12 protein-coding genes and 1 tRNA gene are annotated in these 16,851 nt (G+C 50.0%); 6 read left to right on the forward strand and 7 right to left on the reverse strand.

The window, feature by feature from the left end; genetic code table 11:
* Positions 1-9: 9 nt before the first annotated feature.
* Positions 10-1,053: a hypothetical protein gene (locus CRN95_RS00565; RefSeq protein WP_235002795.1), complete on the forward strand. Its 1,044-nt coding sequence runs from the start codon at positions 10-12 to the stop codon at positions 1,051-1,053.
* Between the two features lie 19 nt (positions 1,054-1,072).
* Here CRN95_RS00565 and CRN95_RS00570 read toward each other — a convergent pair whose 3' ends face one another.
* The 5 genes from CRN95_RS00570 to CRN95_RS00590 all read right to left on the reverse strand — a co-directional run bounded on the left by CRN95_RS00570 (position 1,073) and on the right by CRN95_RS00590 (position 5,432).
* Positions 1,073-1,945 carry a glycosyltransferase family 2 protein gene (locus tag CRN95_RS00570; RefSeq protein WP_088629558.1) on the reverse strand — a complete coding sequence of 291 codons (873 nt, stop codon included), beginning with the start codon at positions 1,943-1,945 and terminating at the stop codon, positions 1,073-1,075.
* Positions 1,942-3,228 (reverse strand): O-antigen translocase, encoded by a 1,287-nt coding sequence (locus tag CRN95_RS00575; RefSeq protein ID WP_235002796.1) that lies wholly within the window; start codon positions 3,226-3,228, stop codon positions 1,942-1,944. Before CRN95_RS00575 ends, CRN95_RS00570 begins: the two co-directional genes overlap by 4 nt.
* Positions 3,218-4,336, reverse strand: a complete 1,119-nt coding sequence (locus CRN95_RS00580; protein WP_088629557.1) for a DegT/DnrJ/EryC1/StrS aminotransferase family protein — start codon at positions 4,334-4,336, stop codon at positions 3,218-3,220. Before CRN95_RS00580 ends, CRN95_RS00575 begins: the two co-directional genes overlap by 11 nt.
* 8 nt (positions 4,337-4,344) lie before the next feature.
* Positions 4,345-5,298, reverse strand: coding sequence for a hypothetical protein (locus tag CRN95_RS00585; protein ID WP_145993947.1), 954 nt, complete (start codon positions 5,296-5,298; stop codon positions 4,345-4,347).
* 61 nt (positions 5,299-5,359) lie between these two features.
* Positions 5,360-5,432, reverse strand: a tRNA-Lys gene (locus tag CRN95_RS00590).
* A gap of 128 nt (positions 5,433-5,560) precedes the next feature.
* Between CRN95_RS00590 and CRN95_RS00595 the strand changes: the two genes are divergently transcribed.
* Positions 5,561-6,571: a hypothetical protein gene (locus CRN95_RS00595; protein ID WP_088629555.1), complete on the forward strand. Its 1,011-nt coding sequence runs from the start codon at positions 5,561-5,563 to the stop codon at positions 6,569-6,571.
* A gap of 13 nt (positions 6,572-6,584) precedes the next feature.
* Positions 6,585-7,367 carry a hypothetical protein gene (locus CRN95_RS00600; protein WP_097019800.1) on the forward strand — a complete coding sequence of 261 codons (783 nt, stop codon included), beginning with the start codon at positions 6,585-6,587 and terminating at the stop codon, positions 7,365-7,367.
* A 233-nt stretch (positions 7,368-7,600) separates the two neighbouring features.
* Here CRN95_RS00600 and gap read toward each other — a convergent pair whose 3' ends face one another.
* Both gap and CRN95_RS14595 read right to left on the reverse strand, forming a co-directional pair.
* A complete protein-coding gene (gap, locus tag CRN95_RS00605) occupies positions 7,601-8,602 on the reverse strand; it encodes a type I glyceraldehyde-3-phosphate dehydrogenase (protein ID WP_088629553.1) in 1,002 nt (333 codons plus the stop codon).
* 345 nt (positions 8,603-8,947) lie between these two features.
* Positions 8,948-10,609, reverse strand: coding sequence for a fibrobacter succinogenes major paralogous domain-containing protein (locus CRN95_RS14595; protein WP_097019801.1), 1,662 nt, complete (start codon positions 10,607-10,609; stop codon positions 8,948-8,950).
* 196 nt (positions 10,610-10,805) lie between these two features.
* Between CRN95_RS14595 and CRN95_RS00615 the strand changes: the two genes are divergently transcribed.
* The 3 genes from CRN95_RS00615 (at position 10,806) to CRN95_RS00625 (ending at position 16,760) form a co-directional block, all read left to right on the forward strand.
* On the forward strand, positions 10,806-14,615 hold the full coding sequence (locus tag CRN95_RS00615; RefSeq protein WP_088629550.1) for a transglutaminase domain-containing protein: 3,810 nt from the start codon (positions 10,806-10,808) through the stop codon (positions 14,613-14,615).
* 8 nt (positions 14,616-14,623) lie between these two features.
* Positions 14,624-15,274, forward strand: coding sequence for a phosphodiesterase (gene yfcE / locus CRN95_RS00620; protein WP_088629549.1), 651 nt, complete (start codon positions 14,624-14,626; stop codon positions 15,272-15,274).
* Between the two features lie 238 nt (positions 15,275-15,512).
* Complete coding sequence (locus CRN95_RS00625; protein WP_073424398.1) at positions 15,513-16,760, forward strand: nucleoside recognition domain-containing protein; 1,248 nt, start codon at positions 15,513-15,515, stop codon at positions 16,758-16,760.
* Positions 16,761-16,851: the final 91 nt, after the last annotated feature.

The raw sequence follows: 16,851 nt of genomic DNA on the forward strand, positions 1-16,851 counted from the left end.
GCAATCCGCATGGCAAAGCGCATTCTCGGAGAGGATCGCGTTCACGACCATTTGATTGAGCGAGGAATCAAGTTAAGGCATTTACGCGACGGCTACGAAAATTATAGCGAGAATTGCGACGATGGCGACAGCCGCCAGACGCTCATATTCATGGCCGACGGCAAATGGATGCACGGCGGACTCACGGATCGCTTGCGCGGAATGACAAGTGCATATAAATTCGCGAAAGAGCACAATCTCGATTTCAAGATTTATCACACATCGCCGTTTGAACTTCAAGAAATATTGCAACCGAACAACGTAAATTGGGTTATTGGAGAAAAAGAAATTAGCCGCAATTGTGAAGTTGCCAAGCCCGTGCTGCTATACCGCGAAGATTTCAACAATGATTCCGCGCTAGAACGCCAGATTGATTCAAAACACAAGCAGTTCCATCTCTATTCGTGCGTGGATACAGTCGGCGAAGATTTTTCAAAATACTTTAACGAACTATTCAAGCCCTCGCCAATTTTAGAACAAGAGCTTTCGCATTACAGCGAATTGCTAGGTGAAAGCTATACCGCGATTTCGTTCCGCTTCCAGAACAAGCTTGGGGATTTCAAGGAATTCACGTTCAAGGAATTGCCTGAGAACGGCAAGCGCAAGCTGATGAGCGCAGCGATTAATGTATTAAGGAAGGAGATGCCCCATCAAGTGGGGCATGACAGATCGGATGCAACATTGTCATGCCCGCCGGTGAGCGGGCATCCCCCTCTCGTCAATGAAACAAGTAAAATACTTGTAACAGCGGATAGTCCGACGTTCCTTGCGGCTGTTGAAAACATGCCGAATGTCGTGACGGTCAAGGGCAAGAGCATCCACATCGATTTCAACAGTTCCAAGAACGCCACAGATTACCTGAAAGCATTCACGGAATTTTTCCTCATTTCAAAAGCTACGAAAGCAAAGCTCTACCGCAATCGCAAATACAAGACGTATCCGTCGAATTTCCCGAAATACGCAGCACTGCTTGGGCATGTGCCGTACGAGATTGTAGAAGATATTAAAGCATAGAATCTACGGCAAAAAATTTCTAGTACTTCAATAATTTTCGCGGAATAAAAAGTTTTGGAAGCCTGAACCAAAAACGTGGGGAAAGCGAAATCACTCTCGGAATCAAGCGAAGCGCCTTCAATTTACTCTGCGCAGCAACAGCCGAGAACCAATTTGATTTCCAGGCTCGCACAGCCTTTTTATACAACGGATGCGAACTGTAGTTTTCGGCAAGCAAACGTAGGATTTCTCCATAAATACGGTCATGATTGACATGCAAATTATCGCCATGTTCGCGGTAATAGCAGCATACAAAATCTTTTGAAACAGGCTGCGGACCGTAATGGTCTAGAATTTTAAGGTAAAGCGGATAATCTTCAAAATAATAACGATTGTCGTAACCGCCAATGGCTAAAATCTTCTCGCGCACAAACATTTCTGCGCAACCATGCAAAGCCTTTTGCCCAAGGAACGATTCCTTGAAAGTCACTTGCGGTACACTTCGCAAATAGCGCACATCCATTTCACCCAATTTGCCATCTTCGAATAATGGCATGACTTGCCCAAAACAAGCGACCGCTTCTGGATGAGCATCCAAGAAATCACTCTGGTTCTTAAGCCTGTCCGGCGGCATAATATCATCTGACGAGAACGAACAGACATACAACCCACGAGCAAGCAAAAGCGCCTCATTCAGTGTGGCGACAACACCTTTATTCGGGCGATGGATAAACATAAACCCGAGTTCTTCAGAAAGTCGTTTTAAAATTTCGGGAGAACGATCCTTGCTGCCATCATCAATGACGATTAACTCAAAATCAATACCCGTCTGTTCCATCACAGAACGGACAGCCGATTCGACATACGGCTCGTGATTATAGCTCGGCAAGATTACAGAAACTTTTGGAGTCATTTTTTGGACCCTTCCGTTTTAGCCCAATCCAAACAACCGACAAGAATAAACGAGGCGACAAGCGTCAAAAAGTTTTCGAGTGCATACGCCATCATCGGGCCGTTAAATTCATAGAGCTTAACAAAAGCAACGGTGGCACTCGCTAGGACTAGTTCAGAACAAATTTCCAGAATCAGGAATTTTTTTGTTTCACGGCGGGCAATCAGCACAAGCCCAAGAGCCCATCCGCCCACACGGAAAAAATCACCCAGCAACTGCATAGGCATATAGTCGGCAGCGCCTGCGTACGCCGAAGAAAGCATCAGCGCGACAAAAAGCGAACGGCCAAAATAGAGAATCAAAACCGCCACAAGCGCAAGCGCCATCGACTTCAAAAGAATCGGGCGGAACATGTTCCAGAACTCCGATTTAACCATTTTCGCAGAGACCTTCGGCAAGATAATCACGCCAAGAATCGCCGAGAAAAACGCCGTCAAAAAATCCGAAATTTTCCAGATGCCCTGCCAAATGCCAGCCGCATCCCATCCCAAATTCTCGCCAATGGTCATTCGCATGAACGTCAACACCACAGGCGAAAGCACCATCGGGACAATACCCATCAACGCATAAGAAACCCACGGAGCACGGATATCAAGCGCAGACTTGCGGATTTCACTTAAGCTAAACCCAGCTCGGGATGCAATTTGCGCTGCAAAAATGCCAGCAACAACGGACTGCGTTGCAACAATCGAAAGGACACTCAAACGTTCTGAATAAAGAAAGAAAGCGACCCAGAACATTTGCCACAGCGAAGACACCATGTTGATGAGCGCCCAACGGTGGTAATGCCCAAGCCCGTTCATCACCGAAGCTGTAATCGTAATGATATTTGTCGCAAAAACGCCCGGCAAAGCAAAGATAACAGCCGCCTGCACAAGACGCGGATGAATGCCCGGGAAAAATTTTTCAAGCGGGAGCATAAAGCAAAGGACAAGAGCAATGGCAAATGTCGCAATACTCGCAAAAGTTGTCAGGCGAAAACCGCCACGCCACACACCGCGCAACTGTTCCAAATTGCTTTTATTCTGCGCCGAGAGGCTTACCCAGCCATTCTGGAGCGCCAGAGAAGAAGTCGCCTGCCCTATCGTCATGAAATTCATGAACTGCCCGACGCATGCAAAAGCCGCTGGCGGAAGGAACACGGCCAAAAGCTTGTTCACGACAAAAACACGCAATGCATTCAGGATCGTCACCATTCCCGAACCCATAAACGCTTTCCAGAAATTCACAGAATTAGAACTCATTAATCGCCCCAATCACTTCGGAGACTTCTTCATCGGTCATCACAGGACTCATGGGAATGCTGAGGACCGTCTTTGCCAAGGTTTCGGCAATCGGATACTCGCCGTTAAACTCGTGCGCATACGCCTCTTGTTCATGCGGAGGAATCGGATAATGAATAAGCGTCTCGATGCCACATGCACTCAAGAAATTCTGGAGTTCATTGCGGGATTCTTCGCTCTTGAGGCGGATCACGAACACATGATAAACATGTTCCGAAGGCGTTGCAGGAATCTCGGGCAAAATGACTTTCGAGTTCTTGATCTCTGAACAATAACGGACCGCAATTTCACGGCGGCGTTCATTCGATTCGTCCAGGTGCGGAAGCTTTGCAAGCAACAACGATGCCTGCATCTCGTCCAAGCGGGAATTCACGCCCTTGAATTTATTCACATACTTACGTTCGGAACCGTAATTTCCGAGAGCGCGCACCATGTTTGCAATATCGGCATCATTCGTGAGGACCATGCCCGCATCGCCAAGCGCCCCCAGATTCTTTGTCGGATAAAAACTGAAACCAGCCGCCGAACCAAACGAGCCCGCACAGCGACCATCGCTCATACGAGCACCATGAGCCTGGGCGCTGTCTTCGAACAGGAGCAAATCATGCGTATTGGCAAACTCACAAATATCATCCATATCACAAAGGCGCCCGTACAAATGCACAGCAAGAATGGCGCGGGTTCGTGCACCGCATGCTTTTTCAAGCTGCTTCGGATCCATATCGTACGTATTTACAGAAGGCTCCACAAGCACAGGCTTAAGCCCAACAGCACTAACAGCAAGAACCGTCGCAATAAACGTATTCGAAGGCACTAAAATTTCATCGCCTTCATGCAGGCGCCCCAATTCCATGGAAGCCCGCAAAATAAGAGTCAAGGCATCAAGACCGTTCCCCACGCCTACGGCGTACTTCACACCGCAATATTCAGCAAACGCCTGTTCAAAGCGTTCACAAAAATGCCCACGAATATACCAGCCCGATTCAACAACGGAACACGCCGCATTTTTCAAGACATCCATGTACGGAGCATTAAGACTTTTAAGGTCGAGAAAAGGAACTTTAGCCATAATACCCCCTAGCGATTTTCAACGGTTCCGTCGAATTCAAACGTGTACTTTAGGTCACCCGTGCAGCCGACACTTTCCTTAAACGCACAAAGCCCCGCATTGGGAATTCCATCCTCGCTCGAAGGCCCAATGTCGAGATAGTCTACGCCCATCGCCTTGAACAGTTCAAACATCTTTAGCGCAAGCATGTTCATCGGTCGCGAAGATTCAAAACCAGGCGCATCGCCCCAATAGATCAACTGGCAAATTTGCGGAGAGACTCGGTAGACGATCGCCGCAGCCACGGGCTTACTCTCCAAATAAAGGACAAAATACTGGATTGTCACAACAGCAGCAGTCGCCGCAAACGCTTCAAGCGACATCTTGAGCGGATAGCCCTTATACTCACGATTCTGCCGGATAACGTCATAGCAAGTCGCAACACCTTCACGAGTTGTCTCTTCGCGAAGTTCATAAGGCAACTTGGCGGCCTGCTTCAAATTACGCTTCGCCATATTCCAAAGACGTTTTTCATACGGCTTCGAGTCCGTAAAATCAAAAGCGTAATTCAAATCGGCATACAAGAGCTTGAATCCAAAACGCAACATCGCCGAAACGCATTTCGTGAGGTACGTCTGGCTATAGAATACAGGAGCAAACGTGATGTGCAACTTTTTCTGAGCGGACGAGACAAATGCAGGCAAGGCCCCAATGGCTTCGTCAATTTCATCAATCGTCACGCCCTTGGCACAGGCAAAGCCTCCAAAAGGCGCCGAATAAGGAGAAAGCCACAGCGATCCGCGTTCACCCACGGCAAACCCCAATCGAAAACCGTCATGGTCAAAAGCAAAAAAACGGACCGCATCGACCTTGGAGGCATTCAACAAATTGAAATCAGAGCGCAAATAGCAAGCAAGGGGGTTCGCAAAGTGTTCTGCATATTTACAAGCATCAATTTCAATCCAGGCCATAGGACATTCCATGTTTCAAAAACGTTTTTATTCAATATAAAAAAAATCGGCTCCGTTAAACGGAACCGATTACTGAGCTACGAAGGGCTCGAACCTTCGACCCACGCCTTAAAAGGGCGTTGCTCTACCAACTGAGCTAGTAGCCCGAGCAGGAGCAAATATATAAAAACATTTTTGTATTGTAAAGGTATAGGAATGCTCAATAAATAAAAAATTTCGCATATACAGCGCCCTAATCTTAAAACTTTCTCTCGATTTTTTATAAATTTACACCATGGATTTACTGAAAAAACTATCAGCAATAGCGGCTCTCGCCATCGCATGTCCGGCAGCGGAACTTGGCTACTTTTCTAAGCACGATGCAGGGCAAGAAGTTTTTTCATTCCTATCGACTTTTGACAGTCCGCGCAATGCAGCCCTTGAAAAATCGGCAGCAGCACTTCCGACCACGGACCCGTCCATTGTACAGTTGAACCCAGCTGCAGTACTCATTGCCGATGGCAAAAAGCGCGTTGCCGAAGCCCACTGGCAAACAGGTGAATTCGCAGACAACCAGGGAACACTCTCGTACACAACGCAGTACAAAAAGTTTATCCTGCAGTTTTCATACAACTGGATTTCGTACGGCTCAATTACAGGCTACGATGAATACGGCGAAGAAAATGGCAGCGAATACAAACCGTTTAGCCAGCTTGTAACCGCAACAGTCGCATTCCCGATGAAGCACATCCGCTTTGGTGCGACCCTTAAATTTGTTTCGGACAAACTGACTGGCGATACAGGCGACCAGACCGCCATGGCTGCAGCTTTTGACTGGGGCTTGACATGGATGTCCGACACCAAGAACTACGGTTTTTCATTTGTCGCAAGAGACTTTGGCGCCATGCTCCGCAGTTACGTCAAGAACGGCTCTGATGACTATCCGCTATCGCAGACGTTCGCCTTTGGCGGCTTCTTTAAGCCCCGCAGCGTACCGCGCTTGACCTTGTTTGGAGAAGCAGACTTTCCTCGTTACGCCGAACCGGATTTGAACCTCGGTGCCGAATACGCACTTGGCGAATACTTCCGCATTCGTGCTGGTTTTACACGTACATGGCTTGATCTCTCCCGAGACTTCAAGGAATTGGCATCATCGTCTAGCAGACCTGATGAAACAAACGAGGCCCGCCTGTTCAGCCTCGGCCTTGGCTACAATTCTAGTTTATTCGCCTTTGACTATGCATTCTCCGTTCTGCCCGAAAGCTTGGGCTACGAACACAGAATTGGTCTTCGCGTAGAATTCTAAAAAGAGATACACCATGCGTCAGTTCGATGTTTTTGTTTTTGACGAAAACTACGACAAAGCACAAGGCAAGCTCCCCCAACCGCCATTCACAGATCCAGAACTCGGCTGGTTTTTCACGAGCGACTGGAACAAGCATCTCGACGAGATTGAAGGGGAATGGGTTATTTTTGCGCACCCAAGCATCAAGATTAACCGCAACTTTTTGAACAACGTTGCCGAGGTTACAGACTCTTTCCCGATGGTCGATGCTTTCGCTCCAAGAATCCGTACAGACAAAGGAAATTTTTTAGGCGGTTATTTATTAAAGCCTGCCGCTAAAGGTTCCGGCTTTGTAGAAATCGACGAGAATGCACCATTGCGTTACGTCGCCGCTCCGCATCCATTCCTCGCCGTGTTTTCTCGGCGCATCATCCAGCGCACCGGAGGCTTTGACACAACGCTTCCGGAATACGCAAGGCTTGCAGACTTTACGCTCCGCATGATGCACGCCGGCGGCAAGATGTTCTCCGTGCCGTATTTGGTTGCACAAGCAACAAACGAAGAAGCCGAGACAGTTGTGAGTAACGCAAGCTCTGAAAAGGCTTGCGGTCTTATGGGAGTGCGCGACCTCAAGTCAACAGTAATCGTCTTGTCTAAAGCTTTTGGCACCGAAGCGTCCGTGCCATTCGCACTCCACCATCCAAGCGTCATTCTGACGCTACTCAGTAACCGCAAACAGCGCAAAGAAAAGCGCAAAGCGGCAACACTCCTCTCCAAGCTCAAAGCGGATTTTCTGAAAGAAGTGACTGCAAAATAAGCAGAAAAAATCCCGAAATTTCAAAAAAGTCCAAACTTACGTGATAAATATACTCTTTTTTCATTTTTTCACGTAAAAACACACCAAATTTCAAAATCAGCATCAAAAGCCATCATTACATACAAAAAAAGAACCCTGCCGAGTGGCAGGGTCTTTGAAAGGTTTCTAGCGGAGGTGTGGGAATCAATTTGCTTTGAGCGTTACGCCCACACCACTAACACTATTCAGAAATCTTACTTGGCGATCACGCGGGCCATTTCGCAAACCTTGTTGCTGTAGCCCCATTCGTTATCGTACCAGGAAACAACCTTAACGAAGGTCGGGTCAAGCTGGATACCGGCCTTAGCGTCGAAGATGGAGGTCTTCGGGCAGTTACGGAAGTCGGTAGAAACAACAGCTTCGTCGGTGTAACCGAGGATGCCCTTGAGTTCGCCTTCAGAAGCTTCCTTCATAGCAGCGCAGATTTCTTCGTAAGTGCAAGCCTTCTTGAGTTCGACAGTGAGGTCAACAACGGACACGTCAGAAGTCGGAACGCGCATAGACATACCAGTGAGCTTGCCATTGAGCTGCGGGAGAACCTTACCCACGGCCTTTGCAGCACCCGTAGAAGACGGGATGATGTTTTCGAGGATGCCACGGCCACCGCGCCAGTCCTTCTTGGACGGGCCGTCAACGGTCTTCTGAGTAGCAGTTGCAGCGTGAACGGTGGTCATGAGGCCACGGACGATGCCGAACTTTTCGTCGAGAACCTTGGAGATCGGAGCGAGGCAGTTGGTGGTGCAGGAAGCGTTGGAGATGATCTTCTGACCAGCGTAGGTCTTGTGGTTAACACCATAGACGAACATCGGAGTTGCATCCTTGGACGGAGCAGACATGATGACCTTCTTGGCACCAGCCTTGAGGTGAGCAGAAGCGAGTTCTTCGGTGAGGAAGAAGCCAGTGGATTCAACAACGACGTCTACGTCAAGAGCGCCCCAAGTGATGTTGGTCGGATCCTTTTCAGCGAAGATCTGGATCTTGTTGCCGTCGACGATGAGGAAGTTGCCTTCGACCTTGATGTCGTGGTTGAAAGCACCGTGGACGGAGTCGTACTTCAGCATGTATGCGAGGTAGTCAGCGTCGAGGAGGTCGTTGATACCGACAACCTGGATGTCATTTGCGAAGTTTTCCACAGCAGCGCGGAACACCATACGGCCGATACGACCGAAACCATTAATACCGAGTTTGAGAGCCATTATTGGATCCTTTTTTTATTGTTGAAATTGCTACCCACCTACACGGTGGAGCTTTGCTGGCTGGAAAGATACAAAAAATCAAAGTTTTTGTGTAGTAATAATCGAAAAAAAAGAGATTTGGGGGCTGTTTTAGGGGGCAGAATCCGTCCAAACGGGCTAAGACCGCCATATGAGGTTTGGAGGGGGAAGCCTTCCCCTGTTTGCAGTCCCACCTCAGCCTGCATTGCACGCGAACAGGTCCTCGCCTTCGGCTGCGGAATTGTTCGCTTTGCAAGCAGGCTTTCGATGGGTCTTCCACCACCCCTACTACGGGGCTCGCCGCCCCGTAACGCCCCGGCTAAACCGCTATTCGTCATTCTTTATACAGCGGACGGAGAGCTTTCTGTTCATTTCGATAGTGTTCAACCCAACATCGTCATCGGAAAATGTGATGTATAAATGATGAGCGTATTTAAAATATTTCTTTAATGTAGAACTCCAAAAATTAGCGCTGAAGCCTTGGTTGTTGAGGGAATCGGCGGAGGATCCGCCGTAGCCCGCCGGAAGGGCTCTGAAGCCGTATGCATCCGTGCCGTTACCATTGCCAAACCAGTCAGTTGTAGATTTTAGCATTCGACCTGCGGTTGTTCTTGAACCGGTAACCTCGATAAGAGTTTCGAACTCTGCATAGGAAGGTAGATGCCAGCCTTCAGGGCATACTCCGCGCACCGGGTATATCGGTGAGCAGTCGCTTAATTCAATACTTAAATCAATACAAGACCTGATGTTTTCGCCCCAAATGCCATCGATGTCCATTGCGATGCTCCAATCGTATAAGCGTCCGTATTTTTCGCAGTTTTCGGAGGAACCACCGTAGCAAATGCTATTTTTTGTTTCCAGATTGAGGTTTTCAGCCATCCAGGTTTGGCTTCCGATTTTCACGGTTTTGTAAGTCTGACCATCACGCTCGTCGGTAAGGGAGCCATAAGAACCAGAATAAGCAGACTCGGTTGCCGCGTCCAACTTGGTCGATTTTCCCTTGAGGCAGCGAACATAACGTCCCATCCCCTTATCGGTTATAAAAAGATACGCCTTACCATTTATGCTGTTTGGCTCGTCCAATTTTAGGCAGAAAGAATTATTTTCGTCATTTTCCGTAGAAGTCCAAAAAAACGCAGAACCGCTAAATAAGCCGTATGTTCCATCGACCCACCTAAATCCGCTGCCCGTAGCCGAAAATCCATAGTCGTCAGTTTCGCCGTCCAAGAGATTTTTGCTAGCGCGGTTCGATTCTTTGGACCCGCCGTCTACGGACGCAATCAGCGTTTCGAACTCAGCCATTGTCGGGAGATGCCAACCGGAGGGGCAGGCAATCGATGCGGATTTCCAAGTGTAGAGCACCCCACCAGATTTGCATCTATCCTTTTTGTCTTCGTAACAGAAACTATCTTCAGCCTCGTATTTGAGGTTCTCGGCCATCCATTCCTGTTCACCGATTTTTACGGTTTTGTATGTTTTGCCGTCACGGTCGTCGGTAAGCAAACCGTATTCACAGTTGTCGTCTTCGTCGCTAGATCTGCAAGCAGGCACTTGCAAATTTTTGCCGAAACTTGACTGAGCGTCAGATGAGCTGGAAGCATCGGCAGAACTGCTAAATTTTACAGCTTCGCTACAGGATGACGATGATGATGTGACGCTGGACGAGGACTTCGCGGAACTGCTGGACTTCGCGCTGCTAGATGTCATGCCAGACTCCGTTCCGGCATCGCCGTTTTTCTTGGATGAACTACTTGACTTGCCCGTATTGATGGTTTCAAACCAATGGTCGCCATCGCATTCGTAGTCCGCTTTGAGGTCTTTCACATAGACCTTTTCGCCGATGAAGTCATCGCCGCATTCGAACTTTTTAAGTTCGTCCATATCGGCCACTTCGCTAGGCAGCTCGGAAATTTTAGGTGAAGACGAACGATCATCGCCACAAGCGACGAACAAGACAAGAGAAGTGAGAATCCAAAATACATTTTTCATTTGTATTCAAAATAGAAAAAATCTTTGAACCCAATTTAAGCAACTCTTTGAAAATATTTTTTTTCATCCACGCATCGCTTTTGTAAACATTAGGAAAGGATAATCAGATTATTCTTGTTTGTATCGCAAGACACTACTTTAGGCGTATCCTATTTTTCTAAAATTAGGGTGTTAAACAATTTATCCCGAGATTATTATGCGTTATTCGTTTGTAAAAAAAGAGAATTTGCTTGCCCGCCTGACAGTGGCATTCGGGCTTTTTTTCCTGATTTCTTGCGCGGGTAACACCCCCGATGTAAACACCTCCCCCGCAACGGAAGTTTCGGGTTCCGCAGAAGATAATTCGTACAACGAGGAATCCTCCGACATCGATTACTCTTCCGAAGAAACGGTTACGCCCAGGGCCACCGGCGGCACCATCGAAACGAGCGGTTATACGTTTACCGCGCCAGACAACGGATGGACAATCATCGGTGGCGAAGACAACGCCCCCTACGAATTTTATAATCCGAAGACTGGACGCCGCGCCGTCCTCGTGGAAGTCACCCTCCCCGAAGGTGAACCGCTCCGCCTCATGGACCGCGCTCAAATCGAAATGCAGTCGTTCGAATCGAGCGGCAAGAAGGCAACACTCGCCGAAACTTACCCGGAAGAAGCTTTTGGCACCACCGGTGCATTCTTTGATGTGGCCGGCAAACGCTACGACACGCCCTACGAAGCCGTCGGTCTCGTGATTGGCGCCGGAAACCGCACCTTCACGCTCACGCTTGCCGCAACGGACACGCAGCTCCCCGCAGGCGCCCTCAAGCAAGAATGGAAAGACTTCTTTGCAACGTTCAAGCTGAAAGACGTCGTGAAAGAAGAAGTCTCGGAACTTTCTGCCGAACGCATCATGCAGCACGCCAGCGCAGACCTCGGCTATTCCTGGAGCACAAGCGATACGCTTTGGCACAACTGGACGGGTGTCGCCCGCCAGAACGAAGACCCGGACTTGGTGCTCAGCAACAAGAAAGAAGACATTTCGCTTTTTGTGTACGGAGCAATTGTCCCGGGCGACGAAGTCGGGCAACAAGATATGTTCAAGGTGCTCTTAAGCCGTCTTGGACTTTCCATGAACGAGGCTAGCTTTGAAGTCCAGCGAGTCAAGGTCGGCGACCGCTACGCCCAGGAATTCACGCTCACCCACGTCGTCAATAAATTTGACTTCTATTATACAGGTAGATATTTCTACGACAATGGACGCGGCATCTTGATCGCCACCTGGACGCAGGGCATCAACAAGAAGAAATACGCATCCGTCATGAAGAACGCGATTAGCGGCCTCAAGGTCGGCGAAAAGCCCAAAATGGCAAGCGATGCAGAAGCCCAAAAGAAGCAGAACAAGTTCAACGCAGCTGTCATGAGCCAGGTCGGCATCCTCCGTTTGCTCGAAGACCAGCCGTTTGTCGCCCTCAGCTACTTTGAACGCGCCAACAAGATGGACCCGGAAGAACCACTATATTTAATTAACTGTGGTTTTGTGTACCAGATGAAGGAACTTTACGGTCCAGGCATCAGCTATTTCACAAGCCAGATGGATCTTGTTCGCAAGAACGGCAAATTGCTCTCCATTCTCGGCGAAATGTACGAAGCTTTGTTCGACTACGGTCACGCCCGCGAATGCGCCGAAGCGGCCCTCCGCTACACCCCAAACAATCCGGAATACGTCATCAACTTGAGCGATGCCCTCTGGGGCTTGGGACAGCGCCACCAGTCCCTCATTGTGGTGCAGAGACTTTTCGATACGCAGCCGAGTTCCCGCCTTGGCGTTTACCTCGCAAAGACATACATGGGACTTGACCAGTACGCCGAAGCCGTCGATATCTTGTACGGCATTCGCGGTCGCTTTGGCATGAGCAAGGAACTTGGCGAAACGCTCATGGATGCCCTCATGTTCCTCGGACGCTACGAAGAAGCCCGCGCTATCAGCGACGAAACGCTCGCCAAGGCCAAGAATGATTATAAAGTATGGACGATGCACGGCAAGATTTTGTTCTACAGCCGCAATTACCGCGATGCCGAAAAGGCACTTACCAAGGCCCTCGCCCTCAAGCCGGATAACGAAGATGCCAAGAGTTTCCTCTCCGCCACGAAGGCTTACCTCGGCAAGGCAGACAACCGCACGCTCCAAAAGCCAATTACGCCCGTTGAAGAACGTGTCGCAGACTTGAAGACTCTCCTCCGCCCGCAAGCCAAGAAGACAGCCACGGAAGGTGACTTCCCTGCCGTAATCCATTACCAGAAGGAATCTCTCAAGGCAGAAAAGAACGCCAACTGGGTCCGTAGCGAAGAAATGCTCCTCGAAGTTCTGGACCAGCGCGGTGCCGCCATTTATCGCGAATTCACGTTCGACTTCTTGCCGGGCTACGACCGCATTTTCTTGAACGCGCTCGAAGTTTACGACAGCAACTGGAAACTCAAGCAGAAGGCAACACTCAACGGAGCCTATATTACATACGCGACTGAAATTGGCGGTGGTAACGAAAGCCAGACCGCCCACTTCCCGCTTTCGGAACTTGCTCCAGGTGACTTTATCTACATGCAGTTCAGCCGCACGAATCTTGAAAACAAGGGCATGATTCCGTACACGAACTACGAAAGCAGCCGCGATGTGCCGGTCGGAGAATCCGTGTTCCGCATTTACGCTGACACGACTCGCTTCGTCACCGAAGAATACGGTCCGCTCGAAAAGACCGCCATCAAGGGCGGCATTGAATGGAAGATTGAAAACCCGGTCATTGTCCGCAAGGAACTTTATATGCCGGTGTACCGCGACTTCGGCGCAGGCCTCATGCTCACAGGTAAGCAGGAATGGCGCGACGTTGGTGACGATTACCAGAACCTCATCAGCCACCAGTTCAAGAAGGCCGTTAAGGTTCGCGAACAAGCTTTTGAAGTACGCGGCAACAAGATTGGCGATGAAGCCGTCAAGGCCATTATCAACTTTGTCCGTCAAGACATCCGCTACCGCGATGTGCGATTCGGCGGCCACAGCCTGATTCCGCAGACCGCAGAAGTGACTCTCAAGGAACACCGCGGCGACTGCAAGGACATGGCACTTTTGCTCAAGGACATGCTCGAAGCGATTGGCGTGAAGAGCTACCTCACGGCCATCCACCTCACAGAAGAAGGTTTCTCGCACTTGCCGACCATCCAGCAGTTCAACCACATGATCCTCTACATCCCGAAGCAAGGGAAGATTAGCGAACGCTGGGTTGATGCGACCGACAAGACGGGCAACGATCGCCCGGTTCCGCTCGACATGGAAGGCAAAGTTGCCCTCGTAATTGACGGCGACCAGAGCCACGTGGTGACAACGCCGATTCTCGAAGACAATCAGGAACACCAGATTGCTATTCAGCACGACTTGTTCATCGGCGCTAACGGCGAATGCGAATTCCGCGATTCCGTGCAGCTTCAGGGCAAGTTCGCCAGTGCCATCCGTAACAAGTTCTTTGGCCGCGACGTCAAGGATCAGGAAAAGCTCTTGGAACAGTTCCTCGCCGCAGGCGTGCCGGACGTGAGCATCGGCAACATCCGCATCCAGAATCTCGACCAGTTCAACAAGCCACTCATCATCGTGAACACGTATCTTTCCAAGGGTTACTTTGGTCAGGGCGGTTCCGAACTCAAGGGACGTTTCCCGAACGTCTGGGAACGTAGCCTCTTCAAGCTCCCGAAGGTTGCAAAGCGCCACCACCCCATCCGCATGCCGCACGAAACGCAGTTCAGCTTCAAGCTCAACATCAAGACGGCTAGTGGGCACTCGGTATCGCTCACCGAAGCAAAGCCGCTTAACCGCGCCCCGGATTACGTGAGCTTCGAAAAGCAGCCGAAGTCCAAGACTTCTAGCGGCATCAAGTGGACCACGTTTGCTCTCTACGCCGATCCAAGCGAATACGACAAGATTCGCGAAGAATGGAACTACCTCTTGAGCGAAACGAGCCCGATGATTACGGTGAAATAGGAATAACAATGCGCGCATTAATTCTTTCCGATATTCATGGTTCAGCCTTGGCAGCAAGGCAGGCACTCTCGTTCTTTGAAAAGTTCAACTGCGACAAGATTTTCTTGTTGGGCGATACGCTCTATCACGGTCCGCGAAACCCGCTCCCGGCAGGGCATGGTCCCATGCAAGTCGTCGAAGCGCTTGCGCCGTACAAAGACAGAATTGTCGCCGTTCGCGGCAACTGCGATGCCGATGTCGATTTGATGATGCTCGACTTCCCTATCGAAAACGAATACAAGGTCGTTGAAGATTGCGGTTTCCACTTGTTCATGAGCCATGGGCACATCTTTATGCCGGAATGTTTCCCGAGAGATGCGCTAAACGCCATCGAATCTACGGGAGCGGCGCAATCCACGGCGCAGTCTCAAGCCGATGCTCCGCAAAAGCCGCAAATTGATGTGTATCTGTACGGCCACACGCACATCTGGAAGCTCGAAAAGAACTTCCGCAATGTGCTTCTCGTGAATCCCGGCTCGACGAGCCTCCCGAAAGGCGGGAACCCGCCGACATTCGGGCTGTACGAAAGTACGCCCGCCAAAGATGGCGAGCCAGCCCACGCCAAGTTCAGCATCCACACGCTGGAAGATGGCAAGGAAATTAAGGCAGTGAGCATATAGCTATACAAGATGGCGACCCCGTCCCCATACGCGGATCATGACCACGTAAGAGCTAGTTGCATTCAAGGCGAGCGTCGCGACAGGCTGCTTGCAGACTGTCATGATTGAGCCGAAGATGCTGACGCAAAGCGTCAAAGCTCTAAGTGGTCAAAGAGAACTAGTCCGGGGTGACAAAGGGGATGCCCGCTCGGAGGCGGGCATGACAATCAACCTGCTATTTTTTTCTTACATTTGAGCCATGGTTTTAAATGTAATTTGGCTCGTGTTTTTCTTCGGTGCATTTATCGCATGCATCGTCCAGTGGCTTGCTTTCGGCGATACCGGCATTTTTAACAAGGCTATTCTCGGCGCTTTCGACATGTCCAAAACGGCATTCGAAATCGCTCTTGGCCTCACGGGCATTTTGAGCTTGTGGCTCGGCATCCTTAAAATTGGGGAAAAAGCAGGCGCCGTCCAGATTTTGGCGAAAATTGTACAGCCGCTCTTCTCGAGACTCTTCCCTGAAATTCCAAAGGGCCATCCGGTCGTGGGCACCATGCTCATGAACATCAGCGCGAACATGCTCGGTCTCGACAATGCGGCAACCCCGATGGGCCTCAAGGCCATGAAACAGCTACAGGACTTAAACCCGAACGACGACAAGACCGTCGCGAGCGATTCGCAAATCATGTTCCTCGTCTTGAACGCGAGCGGACTTACGCTAATTCCTGTCAGCATAATGACTTACCGTGCACAGCTCGGCGCCGCAAACCCGAGTGACGTGTTCCTCCCGCTCCTGCTCTCGACATTCTTCAGCACTATCGCAGGCATTTTCGCACTCAGCTTTTTCCAGAAAATCAAGCTCAAAGACCCAGTAACCGTGATGTGGCTTGGCGGCATTAGCGCCTGCGTTATCGCCGTGATGTTCTACTTTAGCCATCTCACCGCCGAAGCTCTCGGCACTACGAGCCTTTTCATTAGCGGTCTTGTGCTATTCGGAGTCATCGTTGCATTTCTCGGCCTCGCCTGCTACAAGAAAGTCCAGGCATACGAAGCATTCGTCGAAGGCGCCAAGGAAGGGTTCAACACCGCCGTGATGATCATCCCGAATCTTGTCGCGATTCTCGTGGGTGTCGCCGTGTTCCGCGCAAGCGGTGCAATGGACCTCGTGATGAACGGCATCTCGGCATTGCTCGGTCTTATCGGTGTCGGTAACGACGTTGTCCCCGCCCTCCCCACCGCCCTCATGAAGCCCCTTAGCGGTAGCGGTGCTCGCGGCATGATGATCGACGCCATGAAGAACCTTGGCCCGGACAGTTTTGCAGGTCGCCTCAGTTGCATGTTCCAGGGAGCAGCCGACACGACATTCTACATCATCGCCGTGTATTTCGGTTCCGTTGGCGTTAAAAAGACACGCCACGCCGTCACCTGCGCCCTCATTGCAGATGCAGTCGGAGTCATCGCCGCCATCATCATCGCCTACATATTCTTCCCACCGATTCACTAGGCTGGGAGCAAGGCAAGTGTAGTTCTAAAATGGAATAAAAATATTGTGATATATTAAATATTTTTTAACCTTTCTAAAAATTTTTATTTAC

The sequence above is a fragment of the Fibrobacter sp. UWB16 genome (genome assembly GCF_900215325.1).
Taxonomy (GTDB): Bacteria; Fibrobacterota; Fibrobacteria; order Fibrobacterales; family Fibrobacteraceae; genus Fibrobacter.

Excerpts from the sequence above, each read along its gene's own strand:
- CRN95_RS00565 (WP_235002795.1), top strand. The coding sequence starts at position 10 with ATGGCAAAGCGCATTCTCGGAGAGGATCGCGTTCACGACCATTTGATT.
- CRN95_RS00570 (WP_088629558.1), bottom strand. The coding sequence starts at position 1,945 with ATGACTCCAAAAGTTTCTGTAATCTTGCCGAGCTATAATCACGAGCCG.
- CRN95_RS00575 (WP_235002796.1), bottom strand. The coding sequence starts at position 3,228 with ATGAGTTCTAATTCTGTGAATTTCTGGAAAGCGTTTATGGGTTCGGGA.
- CRN95_RS00580 (WP_088629557.1), bottom strand. The coding sequence starts at position 4,336 with ATGGCTAAAGTTCCTTTTCTCGACCTTAAAAGTCTTAATGCTCCGTAC.
- CRN95_RS00585 (WP_145993947.1), bottom strand. The coding sequence starts at position 5,298 with ATGGAATGTCCTATGGCCTGGATTGAAATTGATGCTTGTAAATATGCA.
- CRN95_RS00595 (WP_088629555.1), top strand. The coding sequence starts at position 5,561 with ATGGATTTACTGAAAAAACTATCAGCAATAGCGGCTCTCGCCATCGCA.
- CRN95_RS00600 (WP_097019800.1), top strand. The coding sequence starts at position 6,585 with ATGCGTCAGTTCGATGTTTTTGTTTTTGACGAAAACTACGACAAAGCA.
- gap (WP_088629553.1), bottom strand. The coding sequence starts at position 8,602 with ATGGCTCTCAAACTCGGTATTAATGGTTTCGGTCGTATCGGCCGTATG.
- CRN95_RS14595 (WP_097019801.1), bottom strand. The coding sequence starts at position 10,609 with ATGAAAAATGTATTTTGGATTCTCACTTCTCTTGTCTTGTTCGTCGCT.
- CRN95_RS00615 (WP_088629550.1), top strand. The coding sequence starts at position 10,806 with ATGCGTTATTCGTTTGTAAAAAAAGAGAATTTGCTTGCCCGCCTGACA.
- yfcE (WP_088629549.1), top strand. The coding sequence starts at position 14,624 with ATGCGCGCATTAATTCTTTCCGATATTCATGGTTCAGCCTTGGCAGCA.
- CRN95_RS00625 (WP_073424398.1), top strand. The coding sequence starts at position 15,513 with ATGGTTTTAAATGTAATTTGGCTCGTGTTTTTCTTCGGTGCATTTATC.